A 21,844-nucleotide genomic window follows, 5' to 3' on the forward strand; every position below is an offset into this window, starting at 1 on the left:
GTTAGCGGTCCTAGACCGTGAAGCCCAAGGCGCGCAGTTGCTCGCGACCGTCTTCGGTGATCTTGTCGGGCCCCCACGGGGGCATCCAGACCCAGTTGATCTTGAGGTCTTCGACCAGACCGGAGCGGACCAGCGCGTTGCGGGATTGGTCCTCGATGACATCGGTCAGCGGGCAGGCCGCCGAGGTGAGGGTCATATCGAGGGTGGCGATATTGTCCTGGTCGACGCTCATGCCGTAGACCAAGCCGAGGTCGACGACATTGATGCCGAGTTCGGGATCGACGACGTCGCGCATCGCCTCCTCCAAATCCTCGAGCTGCTTGATGTCCTCGGCCGAAAGTTCGACCTGTTCGGTCGTTTCGGTAGCCGGTGTCTCACTCATGACGTTTTTCCATTCGTGGAGATATCGCTGCCCATGGTCCGCTTGGTCTCTTCCGCTGAGCTTATCCGGATCACCGCGTCCTTGAACGCCAGCCAGCCCAGCAGTGCGCATTTGACCCGCGCCGGGTACTTGGACACCCCGCTCAGCGCGATACCATCGCCGATCATGTCCTCGTCGCCGTCGACGGTGCCGCGGCTGGAGATCATCTCGTTGTAGGAGTCGACCACCTTCAGTGCCTGCTGCACCGGGAGTCCGATCACCTGATCGGTGAGGATCGAGGTGGCGGCCTGACTGATCGAACAGCCCTGACCGTCGTAGGACACATCGGCGACGTCACCGTTGTCGTCGAGTTGGACGCGCAAGGTCACCTCGTCACCGCAGGTCGGGTTGACGTGGTGCACCTCGGCACCGAACGGCTCCCGTAGCCCGCGGTGATGCGGGTGCTTGTAGTGATCCAGGATCACTTCCTGGTACATCTGCTCCATGCGCATGTCTTATGCAACTCCGAAGAAGCTCTGAGCCTTCCGCACCGCGGCTACCAGCTGATCTACCTCATCGAGAGTGTTGTAAACAGCGAAGGACGCACGCGCGGTGGCCGCAATGCCGAGACGACGCATCAGCGGCCAAGCGCAGTGGTGGCCAACGCGCACGGCCACACCCTCGTCGTCGAGAATCTGCCCGACATCATGGGCGTGGATACCCTCGACCACGAACGACACCGCGCCGCCCCGATCGATATTCTCGGTCGGGCCGACGATCCGCACGCCCGCGACCGCCGCGAGTCCCTCCAGCGCCGCACCGGTGAGCGTCTGCTCGTGTGCCGCAACGGCTTCCATGCCGATCTGTTCGAGATACCGCACGGCCGCGCCCAATCCGACCACCTGTGAGGTCATCGGCACACCGGCCTCGAAACGCTGTGGCGGCGGCGCGTAGGTGCTGCCCTCCATGGTGACGGTCTCGATCATCGAACCACCGGTAATGAACGGCGGGGTCTCCTCGAGCAGCGCGCGCCGCCCGTAGAGCACGCCGACACCGGACGGGCCGAGCATCTTGTGCCCGGAGAACGCGGCGAAATCGACCCCGAGCTCACGGAAGTTCACCGGCATATGCGGCACCGACTGGCAGGCATCCAGCACCGTGAGCGCGCCGACTTCCTTTGCCCGACGCACCAGTTCGGCGACATCGGTGACCGCACCAGTCACATTCGACTGGTGGGTGAACGCGACAACCTTTGTGGCAGGTGACAATTCGAGCGAATCGAGATCGATCCGGCCGTCCTCGGTGATGCCGTACCACTTCAGAGTCGCACCGGTACGGCGCGCGAGTTCCTGCCACGGCACGAGATTCGCGTGGTGCTCGAGCTCGGTGATGACGACCTCGTCGCCGGGGCCAACATGATACGGGAACCGGTCGTCGGCGAACGAGTAGGTCACCAGGTTCAGCGATTCGGTCGCGTTCTTGGTGAATACGATCTCATCGGCGTCCACGCCGACGAATCGGCCGATATCGGCACGCGCGCCCTCGTACGCGTCGGTCGCCTCCTCGGCGAGCTGGTGCGCACCGCGGTGCACAGCCGAATTGCTCTCGATCAGGAACTGCCGTTCCGCGTCCAGTACCGCGAGCGGACGCTGCGAGGTCGCGCCGGAGTCCAGGTACACCAACGGCTTCCCGTCCCGAACCGTGCGGTTCAGGATCGGGAAGTCGGCCCGGATCCGGGCGACGTCGAGGGTGCGGACCATGGCGGTCATATCAGGCTCCAGCGGTAGCGGTCTGGGTAAAGCGTACGTAGCCGTTCGCGTCGAGTTCTTCGGCCAGCTCGGCGCCGCCCTCGGCGACGATGCGGCCGCCGACGAAGACATGCACGAATTCGGGCTGGATGTAGCGCAGGATGCGGGTGTAGTGCGTGATCAGCAGCACGCCGCCGTTCTCGCGCTCCTTGTAGCGGTTGACGCCCTCGGAGACGATGCGCAGCGCGTCGACGTCCAGGCCGGAGTCGGTCTCGTCGAGGATGGCGATCTTCGGCTTGAGCAGGCCCAGCTGCAGGATCTCGTGGCGCTTCTTCTCACCACCGGAGAAACCCTCGTTTACGCTGCGCTCGGCGAAGGCGGCGTCGATTTCCAGCTCGTTCATCGACTCCTTCACCTCCTTGACCCAGGTGCGCAGTTTGGGGGCCTCGCCGCGGACAGCGGTGGCCGCGGTGCGCAGGAAGTTCGACATCGAAACACCGGGGACCTCGACCGGGTACTGCATGGCCAGGAACAGACCCGCGCGCGCCCGCTCGTCGACGGACATCGCGAGGACGTCCTCGCCGTCGAGAGTGATCGAACCGGAGGTCACCGTGTACTTCGGGTGCCCGGCGATCGCGTACGACAGGGTCGACTTGCCGGAGCCGTTGGGGCCCATGATCGCGTGGGTCTCACCGGAGGAGATGGTGAGGTTCACGCCCTTGAGGATCTTGATGGGCTCGCCGGACTCGTCCGGGTTGGCGACCTCGACGTGCAGGTCCTTGATTTCCAGGGTGGTCATCGAATTCGAATTCCTTTGTGGGGAGTAGGTTTCAGTCGGTTAGACGCCGATCGCGGCGAGTTCGGCCTCGATGGCCGCCTCCAGCCGCTCCCGGATCTGGGGGACCGCGATCTTCTGGATGATCTCGTGGAAGAAGCCGCGCACGACCAAGCGGCGGGCCACATCCTCCGGGATGCCGCGAGCGCGCAGGTAGAACAGCTGCTCGTCGTCGAAACGACCGGTCGCGGAGGCATGTCCGGCACCGACGATCTCACCGGTCTCGATCTCCAGGTTCGGCACCGAATCGGCGCGCGCGCCGTCGGTGAGCACCAGATTGCGGTTCACCTCGAAGGTGTCGGTGCCCTCGGCGGCGGCGCGAATGAGCACATCACCCACCCACACCGTGCGGGCATCGCCCTTGCGCGAATGCGGATCGCCCTGCAGCGCACCCTTGTACAGCACATTGGACTTGCAGTGCGGCACCGCGTGATCGACGAGCAGGCGCTGCTCGAAGTGCTGACCGGCGTCGGCGAAGTAGAGGCCGAGCAGTTCGGCGTCGCCGCCGGGACCGTCGTAGCGAATGTTCGCGGTGAGGCGGACCAGATCGCCGCCCAGTGTCACCGCGATATGCCGAAGGGTGGCGTCGCGACCGAGCTTGGCGTGGTGCGCGGTGGTATTCACGGCGTCGTCGGCCCAGTCCTGGACCGCGACGACGGTCAACTTCGCGCTGTCACCGAGCACGAATTCGACGTTCTCGGCGTAGGTTCCGCTGCCGCGCTGGTCGATGACCACGGTGGCGACGGCGAAATTGCCGAGGCGAATCTGCAGGTGCCCGTAGGCGGTCTTACCCTCGCCGGGACCGGTGACCGTCACGACGACCGGCTCGGCGACCTCGGTCTCCGAGTCGACCGACACGACCGTCGCCGATTCGAAACCCGAATACGCCTGGGCTGCAACACGATCCGACGGGACGCCGGCCGCACCGAGGCGAGCATCGGTGCGCTCCACGGTCTCCACCCGCACGCCATCGACCGAGGAGACCGCGACCGTCGCCTGACCGTCGCGGACCGCGGTTCCATCGTGCAGACCGCGCAGACGCCGCAGCGGGGTGAACCGCCACGCCTCGTCCTTGCCCGAAGGCACCTCGAAGGCGTTCACGTCGTAGGAGGTGAAGACCTCCCCCTTGTTGGTCGCGGCTCCTGCGCCCGGGTTCTGAATCGGCTTGGCCGTGGGATTCTCGCCCTCGACCGCTCCAATTACGCCAGTCGCCATCAGCCAACGGCCCCTTCCATCTGCAGCTCGATGAGCCGGTTCAGTTCCAACGCGTATTCCATCGGGAGCTCTTTGGCGATGGGCTCGACGAACCCGCGCACCACCATCGCCATGGCCTCGTCCTCGGTGAGGCCGCGGCTCATCAGATAGAACAGCTGATCCTCGGACACCTTCGAGACGGTCGCCTCGTGGCCCATCGTCACGTCGTCCTCGCGGATATCTACGTAGGGGTAGGTGTCGGAGCGGCTGATGGTATCGACGAGCAGCGCATCACATTTCACGGTCGACTTGGAGCCGTGCGCACCCTTGTTCACCTGCACCAAACCGCGGTAGGAGGCACGACCACCGCCACGCGCCACCGACTTGCTGATGATGGTGGAGGAGGTGTGCGGCGCCAGGTGCAGCATCTTCGCGCCGGTGTCCTGATGCTGACCGGGACCGGCGAAGGCCACCGACAGCACCTCACCACGGGCGTACTCACCGGTCATCCAGACCGCCGGGTACTTCATGGTGACCTTGGAGCCGATATTGCCGTCGACCCATTCCATGGTCGCGCCCGCCTCGGCCTTGGCCCGCTTGGTGACCAGGTTGTAGACGTTGTTCGACCAGTTCTGGATGGTGGTGTAGCGGCAGCGGCCGCCCTTCTTCACGATGATCTCGACCACCGCGGAATGCAGCGAATCGGATTTGTAGATCGGCGCGGTGCAGCCCTCGACGTAGTGCACGTAGGCATCCTCGTCGACGATGATCAGCGTCCGCTCGAACTGGCCCATATTCTCGGTGTTGATCCGGAAGTAGGCCTGCAGCGGAATGTCGACGTGCACGCCCGGCGGCACGTAGATGAACGAACCACCCGACCATACGGCGGTATTCAGCGCGGAGAACTTGTTGTCACCGGCCGGGATGACCGTGCCGAAGTACTGCTCGAAGATCTCCGGGTGCTCGCGCAGACCGGTGTCGGTGTCCAGGAAGATGACGCCCTGCTTCTCCAGATCCTCGCGGATGGAGTGGTAGACGACCTCGGACTCGTATTGCGCGGCGACACCGGCGACCAGACGCTGCTTCTCCGCCTCCGGGATGCCCAGCTTGTCGTAGGTGTTCTTGATGTCCTCTGGCAGGTCTTCCCAGCTTTCCGCCTGCTTCTCGCTGGAGCGCACGAAGTACTTGATGTTGTCGAAGTCGATGCCGTCCAGGTTCGATCCCCAGTTCGGCATCGGCTTGCGATCGAAGATGCGCAACGCCTTGAGCCGGTGCTCGAGCATCCACTCGGTCTCGTTCTTCTTGGCCGAGATGTCGCGGACGACAGCCTCGGACAGGCCTCGTTGCGCACTGGCACCGGCCACATCCGAATCGGCCCAGCCGTAACCGTATTTGCCCAGGGAAGCAATGGTTTCTTCCTGAGTGAGCGGTTGCACCTGGTCGGTGGTCGTCGTCATTCGGCACTCCTTCCGGAGTCGTTCGTACGTCCCGCTACGGGCTGTGCAGCGGTTTCAGGGGAAGCGTTATCGGTGATAGGGAGAACGAACAGCGGCACATGGGTCGTGCAGGCGCAGTCGCCGTTGGCGATCGTCGCAAGCCGCTGTACGTGAGTTCCGAGCAGGTCCCGGAAGGCCTCCAGTTCGGCCTCGCACAACTGCGGGAATTCCTCGGCGACGTGGGCCACCGGGCAGTGGTGCTGGCAGATCTGTACACCAGCGCCGACCTTGCGGGTAGATGCGGCGAATCCGGCGTCGGTAAAGGCATCGGCGATCTCGTCCGCCTTGGCCGTGGTGGATTCGGCGGTGTGTTCGGCGACCGGTTCGATGCCTTTGACAATGGTGCGCGCCCGGGTGCGCGCGAAATCGGCGATGGCCTGCTCGCCACCGATCGCACCGAGCTGGCGAATGGCCGCACCGGCCAGATCGTCATAGGCGTGGCCGAGCCGTCCCCGACCCGCGGCGGTCAGCTGATACTGCTTGGCGGGGCGGCCGCGACCCTTCTGCTGCCACGGCGCCGAGCGACTGGCCCGCGCCTGACCGGATTCGATCAGCGCGTCCAGATGCCTACGGACACCGGCCGGCGTCAGGCCGAGCTTGGTGCCGATCGCGGTCGCCGTGATCGGCCCCTCTTCGAGCAGCAGCTTGACCACGGCGGCGCGAGTATGTCCCTCACCGCCCGCGACCAGGGGCTCGGGCGCAGCAACGGACCCGGCACCGGTACGGCGACCGGCCCCTCGATCCTCGTCGTGCGGCAAACCCACGGTTTTCACAACACCAGTGTGACGGAATTCGTTCCCGGAATCCAATAAGGGTGCCCTGAGTCGACTGGGCCGATGACCTGCACCGGAGCGTTTTTCGGGCGGCGCTCGGATGCGGCAGGTTCACGACCTGCGAGTCTTGCGCGACGACCAGCCCCAGCCCGCGACAGAATTACGAGTGCGATTTAGGACACACATCGGTGACGAAAATTCGTCCGCGCACCGTGACCAGCTTCATCGGGACCGAGCGCAGCGCTTCCACGGCGTGATCCGATCGGTGACGAGCGACGGCCGAACGCAGCGCGAACAAGCGCCGCGGTCCGTTCCGCGGGGCACCTGATACACCGGTGGTATCGGCTACGCTGGCCGCGTGATGTCAGGCGAACACGGCGAACCGGGTGTCGAACGCAGCCGGTCGACCACCTCGGGAACCCTGACTCGCCTGCGTCGGACCGCGCCGATCAGTACCGCTGTCGCGCTGGGGCGTCGGATCATCGGCCTGGATGTTGCACCCGACCACACCGTCGGCGACACCCTGCACATCAACGAACCCGAAGCCGCGGAACTCAACCCGCAGGAGACCGCGCAACTGCGCCGGGTCCGCCTGTTGGGCGCGACGGGTTCGGTCATGATGGCCATCGGCGCTCTCGGTCTCGGCGCCCAACCCACGTTGCAGAATCCGACTTACGGCAAGGCGATTCTCGGGCTGCCAGCGCGAGTGCACAATTCGGGGCTGGCGACGACCATGGTCGGCACGGTCATCGTGATGCTGGCCTGGCTGCTGCTCGGCCGATTCGCACTCGGCTTGCAGTCCAACCGCATTCGCCGCATCAGCCGATCGCAACTGGACCGCACGCTGCTGCTGTGGATCATCCCACTGTCGGTCGCCCCGCCGATGTTCAGCCAGGACGTCTATTCCTATCTGGCCCAGGGGGAAATCGCGGCGAGCGGACTGGATCCTTACGATGTCGGCCCGGTACAGGGACTCGGCCAGGACCACATACTGACGCGCAGCGTCCCCAATATCTGGCAGAATTCGCCCGCGCCATATGGCCCGCTCTCCATCTGGCTGGGCAAGGGCATCGCCGAGATCGTCGGCGACAATATGCTCGCCGGTGTCCTGCTGCACCGAATGCTGGCGCTGCTGGGCGTGGCCTGCATCGTTTGGGCACTGCCGCGACTGGCCCAGCGGTGTCGAGTATCGCCCGTGGCGGCATTGTGGCTCGGCGCCGTGAACCCACTGGTGATATTCCATCTGGTATCCGGTGTGCACAACGAGGCCATGATGCTCGGCCTGATGCTGGTCGGGTTGGAATATTGTCTGGCGGCCCTGAGCAATATCGGCCCGATACGCGGACACGCACTCGTGCTGCTTTTATCGGGCACCACCCTGATCGCGCTGTCCGCGATGGTCAAGATTCCATCGATGCTGGCACTGGCATTCGTCTGGATGGCATTGAGCCGAAAATGGGGCGGCGATTTGCGTGCGGTGCTCAGAGCCGCGCTATTCCTCGGTTGTGTCACCGGCGCCGTCATGCTCGCGGTATGTCTGGGCAGCGGACTCGGTTTCGGCTGGATAGACACCCTGACCATGGCCAACTCGGTGCGCAGCTGGATGTCGCTGCCCACCGCGCTCGGTGTCGCTACCGGATTCGGCGGCGTGCTACTGGGATTGGGCGACCACACCACGGCACTGTTGAGCATCACCCGACCGATCGCGGCGCTTGCCGCCTCGCTGGTCGTGGTGCGGCTCATGGTGGCCACCTGGCGGGGTCGGCTACATCCGGTGGGTGCACTCGGCGTCGCATTCGGCGCGGTCGTCCTGCTGTTTCCGGTGGTGCAACCCTGGTATCTGCTCTGGGGCATCGTCCCGCTGGCGGCATGGGCCAGCCGCTCCGCCTTCCGGGTGCCGGCCACGATCGCTTCCGCGGCAATCAGTGTCATGCTCATGCCATCGGGCAGCGAAATCCCGCCCTTCGTCCTTATCTATGCGGCCTGCATCACCGTGCTCACCTGCACACTGATGATTCTGGCCACCCGCAAGTCGCTGCCGTGGCGGTTACACCAGCTAGGCGCGGATACGGCGCCCACCGCGGCCGGTCCCGCCGGACCGCAGAGTTGACGAGGCAGGGGTGTCGTCCGGGTCACATCCGTCGACGGCTTACGGTGTGACACCGTGAGGGAGCGAAGCGAGCGAACAATGGGCACAGCACCCTTGGACGCGACCGAGCCGAGCACCGAGGCGCGATGGTGACCGCGGCCTCGGAACCCGCCGTCCGCATCGACGGCGTCGTCAAGCGTTACGGCGAGACCACAGCCGTCGACCGGATCAGCTTCGTCGTCGAGCAGGCACAAGTGCTGGCCCTACTCGGCCCCAACGGCGCGGGTAAGACCACGACGGTCGAAATGTGCGAGGGATTCCTGACCCCGGATGCCGGTTCGGTGCGGGTGCTCGGGCTGGATCCGATTGCCGACTCCGACCGATTGCGGCCGCGCATCGGCGTCATGCTGCAAGGCGGCGGCGCCTACCCGGGTGCGCGGGCAGGTGAGATGCTCGACCTGGTTGCCGCCTACTCCGCCGATCCGCTCAACCCCGAGTGGTTACTGAAGACCCTTGGCCTCCAGGACAATCGGCGCACGCCGTACCGGCGTCTGTCCGGCGGCCAGCAACAGCGGCTCGCCCTGGCCTGCGCGCTGGTCGGGAAGCCGGACATCGTCTTCCTCGACGAACCCACCGCGGGTCTGGACGCACAGGCCCGGCTCATCGTGTGGGAGCTGATCGACGCACTGCGCCGCGACGGCGTTACGGTGCTGCTCACCACGCACATGATGGACGAGGCCGAGCAACTGGCCGACCAGCTGGTGATCATCGATCACGGACAGATCGTCGCCTCCGGGACACCCGCCGAAGTGACCGCACACGGCGCGGCCGGCCAACTGCGCTTCACCGCGCCACCCAAACTCGATCTGCACCTGCTGAAAACCGCCCTGCCGGAAGGCTTCTCGCCGCGCGAGACGACTCCCGGACAATATCTCGTCGAGGGCGAGATCGATCCGCAGGTGCTGGCGACGGTGACCGCGTGGTGTGCGCAGCAGAATGTGCTGGCGACCGATATCCGGATCGATCAGCGTCGGCTCGAGGATGTCTTCCTGGAACTCACCGGACGGGACCTGCGCGGATGAATCAGCCGGATCTCGCCGGAAACCGCTTCGCGCCGGGCACTTTCACCCCCGATCCGCGTCCGAGCGGTCGCGTCGCCATGATGACCGCGCAGACCCGGCTCGAGTTGATCCTGCTGCTGCGCAATGGCGAACAGTTGCTGCTCACCATGTTCATTCCGATCACACTGCTGGTCGGGCTCAGCCTCTTGCCGTTCGGGGATCTCGGGGAGGACCGCGTCGACAAGATCGTGCCCGCGGTCATGATGGTCGCGGTCATGTCGACCGCCTTCACCGGACAGGCCATCGCGGTCGGATTCGACCGGCGCTATGGCGCGCTCAAGCGACTCGGCGCTACCCCACTCCCCCGCTGGGGCATCGTGGCGGGCAAGAGCGCCGCAGTACTGATTGTGGTCGTACTGCAGGCAATTCTGTTGGGGGCCATCGGATTCGGACTCGGCTGGCGACCGGAACTCGCTGGACTCGGGCTCGGCGCGCTGGTGATCGCGCTCGGCACAGCGGCTTTCGCGGCAATGGGCCTGCTGCTCGGCGGCACACTCAAGGCGGAAATCGTGCTGGCCTTGGCGAATATCCTCTGGTTCGTCATGCTCGGCATCGCGAGCATCGTGTTCGCCTCCGATGATCTGCCCGCAGCCGTGAATGGGCTGGTGCGGTTGGTGCCATCCGGAGCGCTGGCCGACACGCTGGAAGACGCCATGCGCACCACCATCGACTGGTTCGGCATCGCCGTCCTCGCCGCATGGGGGGGCATCTCCGCCTTCCTCGCCACCCGCTTCTTCCGCTTCGACTGACCCGATCAAGATCGGGTGGTAATGGTGGCGCGCGCTTCTCGCGCGACGCCGCCACAATGTGCACCTGATCTTGATCGAGGGGCAACGACGGAATGTAGTAGACCGGGTGCGGGGGGTGGGAGGGGTCCCGCTACGATTGTTGGGTGCTGTATCGCGCGTTTCTGCGGCTCGTCGATTTACTTCCGCTGCCCTCGTTGCGGGTGCAGCGATTGATTGCTGTCGCGGTCATCGTGTCACAGGCGGGAATCGCCGTCACGGGGGCGATCGTGCGGGTCACGGCGTCTGGGCTCGGGTGCCCGACTTGGCCACAGTGTTTCCCGGGCAGCTTCACCCCGACCGGGGTGGCCGAGGTTCCGGTGCTGCATCAGACCGTCGAGTTCAGCAACCGCATGCTGACCTTCGCGGTGACGCTGTGCGCGGCGCTCATAGTGCTCGCCGTCACGCGGGCCCGTCGCCGTCGCGCGGTGCTGGTGTACGCGTGGTTGATGCCCGGCGGCACGGTACTGCAAGCGATCATCGGCGGTATCACCGTGCGCAGCGGTTTGCTGTGGTGGACGGTGTCGGTGCATCTCTTGACGTCGATGCTGATGGTGTGGGTCGCGGTGGTGATGTTCGCGAAGGTGAGCGAACCCGATGACGGCATCGAGGTGATCCAAGCGCCCGCACCTCTGCGCTGGCTCACCGGACTGAGCGGTGTCGCGCTCGCCGGTGTCCTCATCGCGGGCACGCTGGTCACCGGCGCGGGACCGCACGCGGGCGATAAGAGCATCGAACGACCGGTCGAACGCCTGCAGGTCGAGATCGTCACCCTGGTGCATCTGCACTCGCAGCTGCTTGTCGGCTATCTCGCACTGCTCATCGGATTGGCCTTCGGACTCTTCGCCGTCGGCATCACCCCCGCCGTCCGCACTCGTCTGTTCGTCCTGCTCGGGCTGGTCAGCGCCCAATCCCTGGTCGGCGTAGTCCAGTACTTCACCGACGTTCCCGCCGCCCTGGTCGCCACTCACGTCGGTGGCGCCGCGGCCTGCACCGCCGCCACCGCCGCCCTCTGGGCGGGCCTGCGCAGCCGCGAACGCGTCTCAGCCCCGATCCCCAACTCCACCGAACAGTTGGCATAGCACCTCCGACACGCTGTACGGATAGGCCCATCAGCGTCGAGTACCGAAGCGCCACAACCGTTCCCGAATATCGAGCCGTATGAGCGCGGACTGCTCGATGTCGGCGACGCAAACCGGGTCTATTGGGAGATCAGCGGCAACCCCGACGGCAAGCCCGCGCTCATCGTGCACGGCGGACCAGGCAGCGGCGGTCAGCGCGGATCGCGAAAGTTGTTCGATCCCAACCTGTATCGGATCGTGATCTTCGACCAGCGCGCTGAGGGGAAAGCCTCCCGCATGCCTCGGATCCCGCTGCGGATATGGCGCACAACACCACTGACCATCTGATCGCGGATATGGAGCGGTTGCGCAAGCATCTCGGGGTGACCGCTCAGATTATCGGTATGGTCGAGGCCGAATTCCTGGCGAAGATCGCCGACGGCGCGATCCTCGCCCCCCACGCAGGCACGGCGGCAACTATGTGAACCGCGGCCGCGTGACGCGCGCGAGCGTTCGGATCAACGCATCCGATGCCAGTTGCCCACGTTCGATCCGCAGCCCGGCGTAGCACGGCTCGCCGTTGTCGACCAGCCCGACGATCATCGGCTCATCCAATTGCTCTGCGGCGAAGGCGTATATCTGCTCCAACTTCGGCACGATCAGCCCGTAGTCGAGCGCACGTGCCACCCGCCCCTCCATCGCGAGCACCGCATCGACGGACATATTCACCAGCGGATACACCTCGGGAAAGACATTGCGCAGGTCGAGAAACACCCGAACCGAGCTGCGGCGCGGATCAGCCGACCAGCCGCCGAGGCCCCCCAACCGGCCGAGGGCGAGCGTCGGTCGCGCCACCAGGACGTGGGTGAACAGCACCCGCATGAGCGTCACATTGATCATCAGCCGTTCGGCGGGCAGTTCGGCCGCCGCCAACTCCTGATGTTCCAGATAACCTGCGACAATGCTGCGATTGTGCGCCCGGTACCACGCAGCGGGCGAAGGGGTCGTGAGGAAGTCGAGCCACAGCCGGGCCCCGGGCGTCGAGCCATCGCGCGCACCGGCACGATGCAGCAGCGCGGCCTCCAGCTTGTCGTGCAGCAGGCGGTCGTTGATGGCCCGCCACCACGGGCTGCCGGCCTCGGCGTGCAGCACGCCGCGGGCGAGTTCCCACTGCAGGAAGGCGACTTCGGCCCGACCATAGGCGCGGAGTTGCGGTGGATAGAAGCTTTCGGCGAGCGCGACACGCCGCTGCGCGTCGGAATGCGCGGCGCCGACCCGCCGAGCCGCCAGCTCGCTTGCCTTATCCGCGTTCATCGTCCCCTACTTTACGATCTGGACGTCGCCCACACCCGCAACCGGAGACGCACAGCATTTTGATGTCTCTTATAGGCGTTCGTATTGGTGGTCCGATGAATGGGTACCTAACGTCGACATCGCTACGAACTGGCACTGGATTGGCACCAGTGCGTCGCCCAATTTTCCGATCAGGAGGCACACTATGTCGAAGGTTCTCTTCGTCATGACCGGCGTCGATCACTGGACGCTGGCCGATGGCACCAAACATCCGACCGGCTACTGGGCCGAAGAGGTGGTGGCACCATATAAGGCCATCAAGGCGGCGGGTCACCAGATCGTGGTTGCGACTCCCGGCGGTGTCGTACCGACCGTCGACCAGGGCAGTCTCGCGCCCGAGGTCAACGGCGGCGCGGACGGTGCCGCACAGATCGCCCGGACCTTGGCCGACGCGGCGGAACTGCGCAGTCCGATCCGGCTCGAGGATGTCGACTCGGCCGACTACGACGCGGTCTACTACCCGGGCGGACACGGCCCGATGGAAGATCTGTCGGTGAACACCGACTCCGGCGCATTGCTCAATGCCGCGCTGGCCTCGGGCAAACCGCTCGGCGTCGTCTGCCACGCGCCCGCCGCGCTGCTCGCGACCGCCCTCGATGGTGATTCCCCGTTCGTCGGCTATCGGGTCACCGGTTTCACCAATGCCGAAGAGACACAAGCTGGTTTGGCCGACAAGGCCAAGTGGCTGCTGCAGGATCGACTGGTCGAGCTCGGCGTCGATTTCCGTGAGGGCGAGCCGTGGGCACCGCATATCGAGGTCGATCGCAATCTCTACACCGGTCAGAATCCCGCATCGTCGGCGCCGCTCGCGGCGGAGATCGTCAAAACCCTTGGCTGACGCCTCCTGGACCGCGGCGGTGCTGGATGCCACGCGTTGCCGCCTGATCCGCTACGGCCATCCTCCTCGGGCGGGTGTCCTGGCGGGGTCGCCGAACCGATGAGGCACTGATTATCTCCGGATTCCGCGCGGGTGAAGGACAGACCTTCGGCGCGAGCGTGGGCTTCCGGGTCGTCACCGGCCGCGGCAGTTTGGTCGCGCCCGGCTCGATCAAGGTGCGCTGAATCTCGTTGGAGCATACGAAAGCCACGTCACTGACCCTTGTGTGAGCCAGCAGAAGATCAGTTTGCGGCTGGCCGGGCCATGGTCTACAAGATCGGTGAGGACTATCGGTCCATCGGGGAATGCGCACAACAGCGAGGTCGAACTCCCGAGTTAGACCGCGAGTCGGCGGCGATCGTCGAACGGCGCGCCGCCGACTCCCGAAGTACCCCTCGGTAAGGGACGTTGGTCCCTTGTCCGACTTCGGTGTCTCTGCGACCGTGATGCGTCCGATCGTCTGCAAGCCGAAAGCGAACTACCCGTGACATCACTGTTGTGGATCGCGCTGCCCTACAGCGCGTTCGTGTCGTTCGTGCTCGGTCACGTGTGGCGCTACCGGCGCGACGGTTTCCGCAATTACACCCGCTATCCGGAGATGGACCGCAGCCAGCGGTTCGGATCCACAGCATTCCGGTCCGGAGTCTGCCTCATAGTCCTGATCCGCCTGATCAAGGTGTTCACCGCCGAACCGCATGCCCGCCCCTCCGGTGCGCTACACGTGGTCACCACGATCGTGCAGATCGGCGGTGTCGCCGCGGCCTCGGTCGGAGCGGTGTTGCTTTTCGTACCGGATCTGATCGCGGGTCCGTCGCATCCGGTGATCACGCCGCTGGACCGAATCACCTTCCCGGCCTTGTCGGCCGCGCTGCTGTCCGGGGTGATCATCGAATACGATCCGACCACAGTGGCACGCGAATATCGAACTGGGGAAACGCTTTTCGCCTGGTTCCGTTCGCTGTGCACCATCGATCCGCATCCCGAGGCCATGCAGTATGCACCGCTCATCTACCAGGCGCGCGGCTTGATCCTGCTGCTGATCCTCGGTATCTGGCCCTTCACCCGGCTCGCGGGCATCTTCGCGGGCCCGGTCGTTCGGCTGGTCCTGCGCGCCGTCCCACGCGGGTCTCGCGAATTGGACGGCGCGGCTACGCGAGCCTGAACGGCTCAGTTCTCGTTGCGCGCCTTGGGAAAGCGGGTCTGCCGGGCGACCCAACCGGCCATCTTGGCCCAGTGCCCCTTGCGGGGGGTAACCACTGAAATCAGCTCGCGATCCCATTCGTCGGCCTCGGTAAGGCCGTTGACAGTTTCGACCAATTCCTTGGCTGTCGCCAGATCGTCGATCACACGGTCGCCGAGGACACCGTCGGAGCCGACCAGGGTGACGCGCACGCCCGCGCGGCCGATCGGCTGCAGTACGGCGGTGGCGGAGCCGCCGTGCTCGGCGACGAATCCCTTGACCGAATCCACCAGGGAACCCGACAGCCGCACTGGGGCGGCGGCTTCAACACTCATGCCGGCTAGTTTACTGACCGGTACGTTCGGGTCCAGCCCCCGTGGGTGTAGAACGGATCTCATGCGCGCTATTCAGGTTTCCGAGCACGGCGGTCCCGAAGTCCTGAACTACGTCGAGGTGCCGGATCCGCAGATCGGTGCGGATCAGCTGCTCGTCGACACCGAGGCGATCGGGATCAACTTCATCGACACCTATATCCGCACCGGCCGCTACCCGCAGGCAGTTCCCTATATTCCCGGCGCCGAGGGCACCGGCGTGGTGGCCGAGGTCGGGGCGAATGTGACCGAATTCGCCGTTGGAGAGCGAGTCGCCTGGGCGGCCGCGCCCGGTAGCTATGCCAAGCGGGTCGCGGTACCGGCGGCGGTCGCGGTCAAGGTGCCCGCAGGTGTCGACGCACCGGTCGCCGCCTCAGCGCTGCTGCAGGGTATGACGGCGCACTACCTGATCGAATCGATCTATAAGCCCGAACCCGGCGAGACCGTGCTGGTGCACGCGGGCGCGGGTGGCGTTGGCCTTGTGCTCACCCAGCTCGCCGCCGCGCGCGGTGTCCGGGTGATCACCACCGTCTCCTCGGACGCCAAGGAGAAGCTGTCCCGCGAGGCGGGCGCGAGTGAGGTCCTGCGCTACACCGATGATCTTGCCGATCGAGTTCGCGCACTTACCGAGGGCGTCGGCGTCGCGGCCGTATACGACGGTGTCGGCGCGGCCACTTTCGAGGCCAGCCTCGCATCGCTGCGGGTACGCGGCATGCTCGCCCTCTTCGGGGCGGCCAGCGGCCCGGTCCCGCCTTTCGATCTGCAGCGGCTCAACCCGGCGGGCTCGCTGTTCGTCACCCGCCCCACGCTGGTGCACTACACCCGTGATCGCACCGAATTGCTGTGGCGTGCGACCGATATCTTCAACGCGATCGCCAGCGGCACGCTGCATGTGCGGATCGGTGCCACCTATCCGCTGGCCGAGGCCGAGCAGGCGCACCGCGATCTCGAGGGCCGCAAGACCACCGGCTCGATCGTTCTGCTGCCGTAACGCATGATCGGCGTCCCTGCGGCGGCGAGGCCATTGGTCCTTGAATCCGATGCCTAGCGGCCCGATTCGCATATCGGTGTCGGGTAAGACCGTGGAATGGCGATAACGCTCGCCGATCGGCGGTCGATCGTCGTCGGTATCGACGGATCACCTACCGCGGTCACGATCGCGTACTACGGCCGAGCACAAAGTCGCCGAACCGGCTTCGGTCGTACACCCAGGCGATGCTCGAATACGCCTTCCGTGCGCAACTACTCGTCACCGGCAGCCACGGAGGCAACCCCATCACGGGGCTGCTACTGGATTCGACCAGCCAGAACCTGCTATACCGTGCACCGTGCCCGACGATCATTTGCCGTGATCAGAATTGATCCCGGGCTCGGCCGGGTCAGTAGTCCCGTCCGGTCAGACCACGGTAGATGAACCGCGTCAGCCCCTCGATCGCCTGCTCATCGGTCAGTGCGCAGTGCCGTCCTCGACCAGCGCCAACATGCCCTGGGCGACCTGGAACATCATCGCCAGACCTGGCATCGATGCTGCTCGGCAGACGTAGTCCCTTGCCGGACAGGCCATCCAGATGATCGGCGATATCCGCGCGCTGTTCGACCCCGAACTGTCCGAGTATGCGAGCGAAATCCTCGCTGACGATCGCAGCCTGAGTGATCGCCCGCAGCACCGGCGCGTGTTGCGCGGGAAGGCCCCATATCCGACGGTGGGATATCGCACCGCCTTCGGATCACTGAAATCAAACCGAAAAAATGATCTTGGTGTTCAATTGGCATCCTCGTCTCCGTGAATGGAGGCGATTCCTACTAGACCGTTGCGGCCTGTCGGCGGGTTCCTGCTTCACCGCGCGGTGCCGGAACAGGTTCCGGTCTTACCCGCACTCCACAAGCGTTTCGCCTCTCCGCCTGCCCGGCGGCGAGAATGTTGTCGGCGGCGTTGCGATCCCGGTCATGGACCGCACCACACCGGCATATCCAGGTCCGCATCGACAACGGCTTGGGCCCATCGATCACCCCGCACACCGAACACCGCTGCGACGACGGGAAGAACCGGCTCACCCGGGTGAAGTACCGTCCATAACGGGCGGCTTTCTCCTCCAGCAGCCGGGTGAACATGCCCGACCCAGCGTCGTGCACGGACTTCGCCAACCGGGTACGCGCGATGCCCGTGATGCACAGATCCTCGACATACACCGCTTGGTTATTGCGGATGATCGTCGTGGCGTGTTTGTGCGCCCAATCCCGGCGCGTATCAGCGACTTTCGCATGTGCCCGCGCTACCCGCAGACGGGCCTTGGCCCTGTTATGGCCGCCTTTCTGCTTCCGCGACAGTGCCTGTTGGGCCTTGCGGAGTCTGCGTTCGGCGCGGCGGAAGAACTTCGGAGACTCGATCACCCTCCCGTCAGATAGGACCGCGAAGGTACTCAGCCCCAGGTCGATACCTACTTCCGTATCGACTTCGGGCAGCGGCTGATCATCGGTTTGCACCACGAACGACGCGAAATACCGTCCGGCAGCGTCGCGGACGATCGTGACGGACGACGGGGCCGAGGACAGTTCCCGAGACCACCGCACCGCAATATCGCCGATCTTCGGCAATCGCAACTTCCCGCCATCAGTGACCGTGAAGCGGGCATTGGCGGTGAACCGAATCGCCTGCCGATGATCTTTGCGGGACCGGTACCGAGGCGGAGAAACCTTACGGCCCTTCCGTTTCCCGCCCAGGCGATATGGCTTTCGCGCTGGTCGCCACGTCGTCTTCGCGTTGCATGCATCAACACCGAACTGCTGGACAACCTAGTCGACGGTACGGCGGACGCTATGCAGCGCGGCGAGGAGACGCGTCAACTCGATATCAGTTACCGCGATCCCGCCGACCGCGGCGTGCTCGTCGCGGGTGATCACGCACCCGACGCACCGGTCAAAGATGCCGAAGGGCGGCCGATTCGACTGTTCGACCTGTTCCGCGGACCGCACGCGACCCTGCTGTCATTCGGCGAAACCGACGTACCGTCCGAACCCGGTGCCGAGGTCTATAGGGTGATCCGCCCAGGCGCTCAGGCGAACGGACAATATGCTGTGGATGTCGACGGTCACGCGTTCGCCGCCTATGCCGCGATCGACGGCACCACCATACGAGTCCGGCCCGACGGATATCTAGGCTGACCTACCCGAAGAAGCTGCCGATCGTGTCCCACCCGAGCACCGAATCCACCGCCAGACCACAGAACACCACGGCCAGATAGTTGTTGGACTGCAGGAACAGTCGCAGCGGCTTCACCGACTCACCGCGGCGCACTCCGGAGTACAGCTGATGCGCCATGAGCAGGAACCATGCTCCGGCCACCAGCGCGACGGCCGCGTAGACCACACCGGTCGCGGGCACCAGCGCGAGAGTGGTCAGCACTGTGAGCCAGGTGTAGATGACGATCTGCTTGGTGACGGCCTGCTCGGTGGCCACGACCGGCAGCATCGGCACACCGGCGGCCCGGTAGTCCTCCTTGTAGCGCATGGCCAAGGCCCACGTGTGCGGCGGTGTCCAGAAGAAGATGACGCCGAACAGCGCGATCGCGGGCCAACCGATATTTCCGGTCGCCGCCGACCAGCCGACCAGCGCGGGCATACATCCGGCCGCTCCGCCCCACACCACATTCTGCGAGGTCCGGCGCTTCAGGCCGAGGGTGTATACGAAGACGTAGAACAGGATCGTCGCGACGACCAGGAGTCCACTGAGCAGATTTGCCTGCCACCACAACCAGGCGAAAGAACCGATGCCGAGCGTCACCCCGAAGACGAAGGCGTGTGAGGTCGGCACGGCCTCCCTGGCCAGCGGGCGCTTCGCGGTCCGCTTCATCACCTTGTCGATATCGGCGTCGGCGACACAGTTGAGCGTATTGGCGCTCGCGGCACCCATCCAACCGCCGAACAGCGTGGCCAGGATCAGTCGGATATCGACGTGGCCCCGGTCGGCCAGCAGCATCGTCGGAATCGTCGCGACCAGCAGCAGCTCGATGACGCGCGGCTTGGTCAACGCGATATAGGCGAGCGGTCGCCGCAGTAGTCGGGACAGCAGGCCATCGCCGGTCAACCGGTCGGCCAGCGCCGTCGCGGAGGAGCCGTGTGCGCCATTGCCACCCGGCTGTTGCCCAATCCGCACTATCTCTCCTCGCACGCTGTGCATCGCATCCGGCATGTACCACTACCGCGCTCCCCCTGCTCGAGCTGGTGCGAGGCGGCAACTACTACAGACGATGGTAGACCCAGCCGCACAGCCTTCTTTCCATAGCCCCTCGCTCCGGCACCCTGTCGCAGCGATTCGACACCCGGAGTAAGCCGGGTTCGTCACATGCCGGTCACCGGGCACATCTAGGGTAGTTGGGGTAAACCGGTTCGCATTCCACAGCTGCCGTGCGTGCACCCTGCGCCACCGTCGACGAAACCAATGTCAGGAGAACCTCGGTCGTGTCAGTCACAGACGACATCCGCGCCCTCACTCAGCCGAACCACCCGGACGACTGGACGGATCTGGACACCAAGGCCGTCGACACCGTTCGGGTTCTTGCCGCCGATTCGGTGCAGAACACCGGAAACGGGCACCCCGGCACCGCGATGAGCCTCGCACCACTGGCCTACACGCTCTATCAGCGCACCATGCGCCTGGACCCGAGCGATCCGAGCTGGGTCGGCCGCGACCGCTTCGTGCTGTCCTGCGGTCACTCCAGCATCACCCAGTACATCCAGCTCTACCTGGCCGGATACGGTCTGGAGCTGAACGATCTCGAGCATCTGCGCAAATGGGGGTCGCTCACCCCCGGCCACCCGGAATTCCGCCACACCGACGGCGTGGAGATCACCACCGGCCCGCTGGGCCAGGGGCTGGCCTCCGCGGTCGGCATGGCCATGGCGGCGCGCCGCGAGCGCGGGCTGTTCGATCCAGACGCCGCGCCGGGCACCAGCCCATTCGACCACTTCATCTACGTGATCGCCTCCGACGGTGATATGGAGGAGGGCGTCACCTCCGAGGCATCCTCGCTGGCGGGCACCCAGCAGCTGGGCAACCTCGTCGTGATCTACGACGACAACAAGATCTCCATCGAGGACGACACCACCATCGCCTTCACCGAGGATGTCGCCGAGCGCTACCAGGCCTACGGCTGGCATGTGCAGGTGGTCGAGGGCGGCGAGGACGTCGTCGCCATCGAGGCGGCGCTGGCCGCGGCCAAGGCGGAGACCGGCAAGCCGTCGATCATCGTGCTGCGCACCATCATCGGCTACCCGGCCCCCAACAAGATGAACACCGGCGCCGCGCACGGCGCCGCGCTCGGCGCCGACGAAGTGGCCGCCACCAAGAAGATCCTCGGCTTCGATCCGGAGAAGAACTTCCAGGTCGACGACGACGTCATCGCGCACACCCGCAAGGTCATCGAGCGCGGCCAGCAGGCACATGCGGCCTGGCAGCAGAAGTTCGACGCGTGGGCCGCGGCGAACCCGCAGAACAAGGCGCTGTTCGATCGGCTCGCCAAGCGTGATCTGCCCGCTGGTTGGGTCGCGAACCTGCCGACCTACGAGCCGGACCCGAAGGGAATGGCCACCCGCAAGGCCTCCGGCAAGGTACTCGCCGCGCTGGCGCCGGTGCTGCCCGAGCTGTGGGGCGGTTCGGCCGACCTCGCCGAATCCAACAACACGACCATGCCCGACGCGTCGAGCTTCGGTCCGGAATCGATCTCGACCGGTATGTGGAAGGCCAACCCGTACGGCCGCACCCTGCACTTCGGTGTGCGCGAGCACGCCATGGGCGCGATCCTCAACGGCATCGCCCTGCACGGCCCGACCCGCCCGTACGGCGGCACCTTCCTGGTGTTCTCCGATTACATGCGCCCGGCAGTGCGCCTGGCCGCGCTGATGCGGGTGCCCGCGATCTACGTCTGGACCCACGACTCCATCGGCCTCGGCGAGGACGGCCCGACGCATCAGCCGATCGAACATCTGGCCGCGCTGCGCGCGATTCCGGGGCTGAACGTGGTCCGCCCCGGCGACGCCAACGAAACCACCTACGCCTGGCGCACCATCCTCGAGCGCGACAGCAGCGAGCACACTTCGCACTTCTCGGTCTCCGAACCCGCCCACCAGGACGGACCTTCCGCACTCGCGCTGACCCGTCAGGACCTGCCGATCGTCGAGGGCACCAGCTACGAAGGTGTCAAGAGGGGCGGCTATGTGCTGGCCGAGGCGTCCACCGGTACCCCGCAGGTAATCCTGATCGCGACCGGATCCGAGCTGCAGCTCGCGGTCGCCGCCCGCACTACGCTGGAGGCGCAGGGCATCGGCACCCGCGTGGTCTCGATGCCGTGCGTGGAGTGGTTCGACGCGCAGGACAAGGCATATCGGGACGAGGTGCTGCCGCCGGCGGTCGCCGCTCGCGTGGCCGTCGAGGCCGGTATCGCGATGCCGTGGTACCGGTTCACCGGTGATGCGGGTGAGATCGTGTCGATCGAGCACTTCGGTGCCTCGGCCGACTTCAAGACCTTGTTCCGCGAGTTCGGGATCACCGCGGAAGCCGTAGTGGCTGCCGCGCAGCGCACGCTGGAAAACGTGAAGGGATAA

Annotated in this window: 22 protein-coding genes and 2 pseudogenes; 12 read left to right on the forward strand and 12 right to left on the reverse strand. The window is 65.5% G+C overall.

Annotated features, from left to right (window positions below):
• Window positions 1–10: 10 nt before the first annotated feature.
• Genes ACQP2U_RS25950 through ACQP2U_RS25980 form a run of 7 tightly spaced genes read right to left on the reverse strand, consistent with a single transcriptional unit; the run spans window position 11 to window position 6,407 of the window.
• Complete coding sequence (locus ACQP2U_RS25950; RefSeq protein ID WP_433709875.1) at window positions 11–382, reverse strand: metal-sulfur cluster assembly factor; 372 nt, start codon at window positions 380–382, stop codon at window positions 11–13.
• Window positions 379–873 carry a Fe-S cluster assembly sulfur transfer protein SufU gene (sufU, locus tag ACQP2U_RS25955; RefSeq protein WP_433709876.1) on the reverse strand — a complete coding sequence of 165 codons (495 nt, stop codon included), beginning with the start codon at window positions 871–873 and terminating at the stop codon, window positions 379–381. Before sufU ends, ACQP2U_RS25950 begins: the two co-directional genes overlap by 4 nt.
• 3 nt (window positions 874–876) lie before the next feature.
• Entirely contained in the window at window positions 877–2,130 is a 1,254-nt protein-coding gene (locus ACQP2U_RS25960; protein ID WP_433709877.1) for a cysteine desulfurase, read from the reverse strand.
• Between the two features lies 1 nt (window position 2,131).
• A complete protein-coding gene (gene sufC / locus ACQP2U_RS25965) occupies window positions 2,132–2,908 on the reverse strand; it encodes a Fe-S cluster assembly ATPase SufC (RefSeq protein ID WP_433709878.1) in 777 nt (258 codons plus the stop codon).
• Between the two features lie 39 nt (window positions 2,909–2,947).
• Window positions 2,948–4,159 (reverse strand): Fe-S cluster assembly protein SufD, encoded by a 1,212-nt coding sequence (gene sufD / locus ACQP2U_RS25970; protein ID WP_433709879.1) that lies wholly within the window; start codon window positions 4,157–4,159, stop codon window positions 2,948–2,950.
• Window positions 4,159–5,595: a Fe-S cluster assembly protein SufB gene (gene sufB / locus ACQP2U_RS25975; protein ID WP_397028884.1), complete on the reverse strand. Its 1,437-nt coding sequence runs from the start codon at window positions 5,593–5,595 to the stop codon at window positions 4,159–4,161. The genes sufD and sufB overlap by 1 nt, the downstream gene beginning before the upstream one ends.
• Entirely contained in the window at window positions 5,592–6,407 is an 816-nt protein-coding gene (locus tag ACQP2U_RS25980) for a helix-turn-helix transcriptional regulator (RefSeq protein WP_433709880.1), read from the reverse strand. The genes sufB and ACQP2U_RS25980 overlap by 4 nt, the downstream gene beginning before the upstream one ends.
• A gap of 361 nt (window positions 6,408–6,768) precedes the next feature.
• Between ACQP2U_RS25980 and mptB the strand changes: the two genes are divergently transcribed.
• The 5 genes and pseudogenes from mptB to ACQP2U_RS26005 form a co-directional block, all read left to right on the forward strand.
• A complete protein-coding gene (gene mptB, locus ACQP2U_RS25985; protein ID WP_433716587.1) occupies window positions 6,769–8,517 on the forward strand; it encodes a polyprenol phosphomannose-dependent alpha 1,6 mannosyltransferase MptB in 1,749 nt (582 codons plus the stop codon).
• A 125-nt stretch (window positions 8,518–8,642) separates the two neighbouring features.
• A complete protein-coding gene (locus ACQP2U_RS25990; protein WP_433709881.1) occupies window positions 8,643–9,578 on the forward strand; it encodes an ABC transporter ATP-binding protein in 936 nt (311 codons plus the stop codon).
• Window positions 9,575–10,366, forward strand: a complete 792-nt coding sequence (locus tag ACQP2U_RS25995; protein WP_433709882.1) for an ABC transporter permease — start codon at window positions 9,575–9,577, stop codon at window positions 10,364–10,366. The genes ACQP2U_RS25990 and ACQP2U_RS25995 overlap by 4 nt, the downstream gene beginning before the upstream one ends.
• 143 nt (window positions 10,367–10,509) lie before the next feature.
• Entirely contained in the window at window positions 10,510–11,484 is a 975-nt protein-coding gene (locus ACQP2U_RS26000) for a COX15/CtaA family protein (protein WP_433709883.1), read from the forward strand.
• Window positions 11,485–11,505: 21 nt separating this feature from the next.
• Window positions 11,506–11,849 (forward strand): annotated as a pseudogene (locus ACQP2U_RS26005) (alpha/beta fold hydrolase); the annotation flags it as partial.
• Between the two features lie 91 nt (window positions 11,850–11,940).
• Here the strand turns inward: ACQP2U_RS26005 and ACQP2U_RS26010 are convergent.
• Window positions 11,941–12,777 (reverse strand): hypothetical protein, encoded by an 837-nt coding sequence (locus ACQP2U_RS26010; RefSeq protein ID WP_433709884.1) that lies wholly within the window; start codon window positions 12,775–12,777, stop codon window positions 11,941–11,943.
• 184 nt (window positions 12,778–12,961) lie between these two features.
• Between ACQP2U_RS26010 and ACQP2U_RS26015 the strand changes: the two genes are divergently transcribed.
• The 3 genes from ACQP2U_RS26015 to ACQP2U_RS26025 all read left to right on the forward strand — a co-directional run bounded on the left by ACQP2U_RS26015 (window position 12,962) and on the right by ACQP2U_RS26025 (window position 14,855).
• Window positions 12,962–13,654: a type 1 glutamine amidotransferase domain-containing protein gene (locus ACQP2U_RS26015; RefSeq protein ID WP_433709885.1), complete on the forward strand. Its 693-nt coding sequence runs from the start codon at window positions 12,962–12,964 to the stop codon at window positions 13,652–13,654.
• Window positions 13,655–13,728: 74 nt separating this feature from the next.
• On the forward strand, window positions 13,729–13,878 hold the full coding sequence (locus tag ACQP2U_RS26020; RefSeq protein WP_433709886.1) for a hypothetical protein: 150 nt from the start codon (window positions 13,729–13,731) through the stop codon (window positions 13,876–13,878).
• A 299-nt stretch (window positions 13,879–14,177) separates the two neighbouring features.
• On the forward strand, window positions 14,178–14,855 hold the full coding sequence (locus ACQP2U_RS26025) for a respiratory nitrate reductase subunit gamma (protein ID WP_433709887.1): 678 nt from the start codon (window positions 14,178–14,180) through the stop codon (window positions 14,853–14,855).
• Window positions 14,856–14,860: 5 nt separating this feature from the next.
• On the opposite strand, the gene ACQP2U_RS26030 is transcribed toward ACQP2U_RS26025, so the two are convergent.
• Window positions 14,861–15,208, reverse strand: coding sequence for a hypothetical protein (locus ACQP2U_RS26030; RefSeq protein ID WP_433709888.1), 348 nt, complete (start codon window positions 15,206–15,208; stop codon window positions 14,861–14,863).
• A gap of 61 nt (window positions 15,209–15,269) precedes the next feature.
• Here ACQP2U_RS26030 and ACQP2U_RS26035 point away from each other — a divergent pair, with 61 nt between their 5' ends.
• Together ACQP2U_RS26035 and ACQP2U_RS26040 are read left to right on the forward strand one after the other, a co-directional pair.
• Window positions 15,270–16,235, forward strand: coding sequence for a quinone oxidoreductase family protein (locus ACQP2U_RS26035; RefSeq protein ID WP_433709889.1), 966 nt, complete (start codon window positions 15,270–15,272; stop codon window positions 16,233–16,235).
• Window positions 16,236–16,459: 224 nt separating this feature from the next.
• Complete coding sequence (locus ACQP2U_RS26040; protein WP_433709890.1) at window positions 16,460–16,606, forward strand: universal stress protein; 147 nt, start codon at window positions 16,460–16,462, stop codon at window positions 16,604–16,606.
• Window positions 16,607–16,623: 17 nt separating this feature from the next.
• Here the strand turns inward: ACQP2U_RS26040 and ACQP2U_RS26045 are convergent, their stop codons facing one another.
• Window positions 16,624–16,911 (reverse strand): hypothetical protein, encoded by a 288-nt coding sequence (locus tag ACQP2U_RS26045; RefSeq protein ID WP_433709891.1) that lies wholly within the window; start codon window positions 16,909–16,911, stop codon window positions 16,624–16,626.
• 136 nt (window positions 16,912–17,047) lie between these two features.
• Window positions 17,048–17,983, reverse strand: a pseudogene (locus ACQP2U_RS26050) (RNA-guided endonuclease InsQ/TnpB family protein); the annotation flags it as partial.
• A 78-nt stretch (window positions 17,984–18,061) separates the two neighbouring features.
• Between ACQP2U_RS26050 and ACQP2U_RS26055 the strand changes: the two are divergent.
• On the forward strand, window positions 18,062–18,406 hold the full coding sequence (locus tag ACQP2U_RS26055; RefSeq protein ID WP_433709892.1) for a hypothetical protein: 345 nt from the start codon (window positions 18,062–18,064) through the stop codon (window positions 18,404–18,406).
• A gap of 1 nt (window position 18,407) precedes the next feature.
• On the opposite strand, the gene ACQP2U_RS26060 is transcribed toward ACQP2U_RS26055, so the two are convergent.
• The gene (locus ACQP2U_RS26060; RefSeq protein ID WP_397028861.1) at window positions 18,408–19,397 is read right to left on the reverse strand and encodes a heme o synthase; all 990 of its coding nucleotides are present in this window, start codon (window positions 19,395–19,397) and stop codon (window positions 18,408–18,410) included.
• 305 nt (window positions 19,398–19,702) lie between these two features.
• On the opposite strand from ACQP2U_RS26060, the gene tkt reads away from it, so the two are divergent.
• The gene (gene tkt / locus ACQP2U_RS26065; RefSeq protein WP_433709893.1) at window positions 19,703–21,844 is read left to right on the forward strand and encodes a transketolase; all 2,142 of its coding nucleotides are present in this window, start codon (window positions 19,703–19,705) and stop codon (window positions 21,842–21,844) included.

It is taken from the genome of Nocardia sp. CA-084685 (assembly GCF_050955785.1).
GTDB lineage: Bacteria > Actinomycetota > Actinomycetes > Mycobacteriales > Mycobacteriaceae > Nocardia.

Excerpts from the sequence above, each read along its gene's own strand:
- ACQP2U_RS25950 (WP_433709875.1), bottom strand. The coding sequence starts at position 382 with ATGAGTGAGACACCGGCTACCGAAACGACCGAACAGGTCGAACTTTCG.
- sufU (WP_433709876.1), bottom strand. The coding sequence starts at position 873 with ATGCGCATGGAGCAGATGTACCAGGAAGTGATCCTGGATCACTACAAG.
- ACQP2U_RS25960 (WP_433709877.1), bottom strand. The coding sequence starts at position 2,130 with ATGACCGCCATGGTCCGCACCCTCGACGTCGCCCGGATCCGGGCCGAC.
- sufC (WP_433709878.1), bottom strand. The coding sequence starts at position 2,908 with ATGACCACCCTGGAAATCAAGGACCTGCACGTCGAGGTCGCCAACCCG.
- sufD (WP_433709879.1), bottom strand. The coding sequence starts at position 4,159 with ATGGCGACTGGCGTAATTGGAGCGGTCGAGGGCGAGAATCCCACGGCC.
- sufB (WP_397028884.1), bottom strand. The coding sequence starts at position 5,595 with ATGACGACGACCACCGACCAGGTGCAACCGCTCACTCAGGAAGAAACC.
- mptB (WP_433716587.1), top strand. The coding sequence starts at position 6,769 with ATGTCAGGCGAACACGGCGAACCGGGTGTCGAACGCAGCCGGTCGACC.
- ACQP2U_RS25990 (WP_433709881.1), top strand. The coding sequence starts at position 8,643 with ATGGTGACCGCGGCCTCGGAACCCGCCGTCCGCATCGACGGCGTCGTC.
- ACQP2U_RS25995 (WP_433709882.1), top strand. The coding sequence starts at position 9,575 with ATGAATCAGCCGGATCTCGCCGGAAACCGCTTCGCGCCGGGCACTTTC.
- ACQP2U_RS26010 (WP_433709884.1), bottom strand. The coding sequence starts at position 12,777 with ATGAACGCGGATAAGGCAAGCGAGCTGGCGGCTCGGCGGGTCGGCGCC.
- ACQP2U_RS26015 (WP_433709885.1), top strand. The coding sequence starts at position 12,962 with ATGTCGAAGGTTCTCTTCGTCATGACCGGCGTCGATCACTGGACGCTG.
- ACQP2U_RS26030 (WP_433709888.1), bottom strand. The coding sequence starts at position 15,208 with ATGAGTGTTGAAGCCGCCGCCCCAGTGCGGCTGTCGGGTTCCCTGGTG.
- ACQP2U_RS26035 (WP_433709889.1), top strand. The coding sequence starts at position 15,270 with ATGCGCGCTATTCAGGTTTCCGAGCACGGCGGTCCCGAAGTCCTGAAC.
- ACQP2U_RS26040 (WP_433709890.1), top strand. The coding sequence starts at position 16,460 with ATGCTCGAATACGCCTTCCGTGCGCAACTACTCGTCACCGGCAGCCAC.
- ACQP2U_RS26055 (WP_433709892.1), top strand. The coding sequence starts at position 18,062 with ATGCAGCGCGGCGAGGAGACGCGTCAACTCGATATCAGTTACCGCGAT.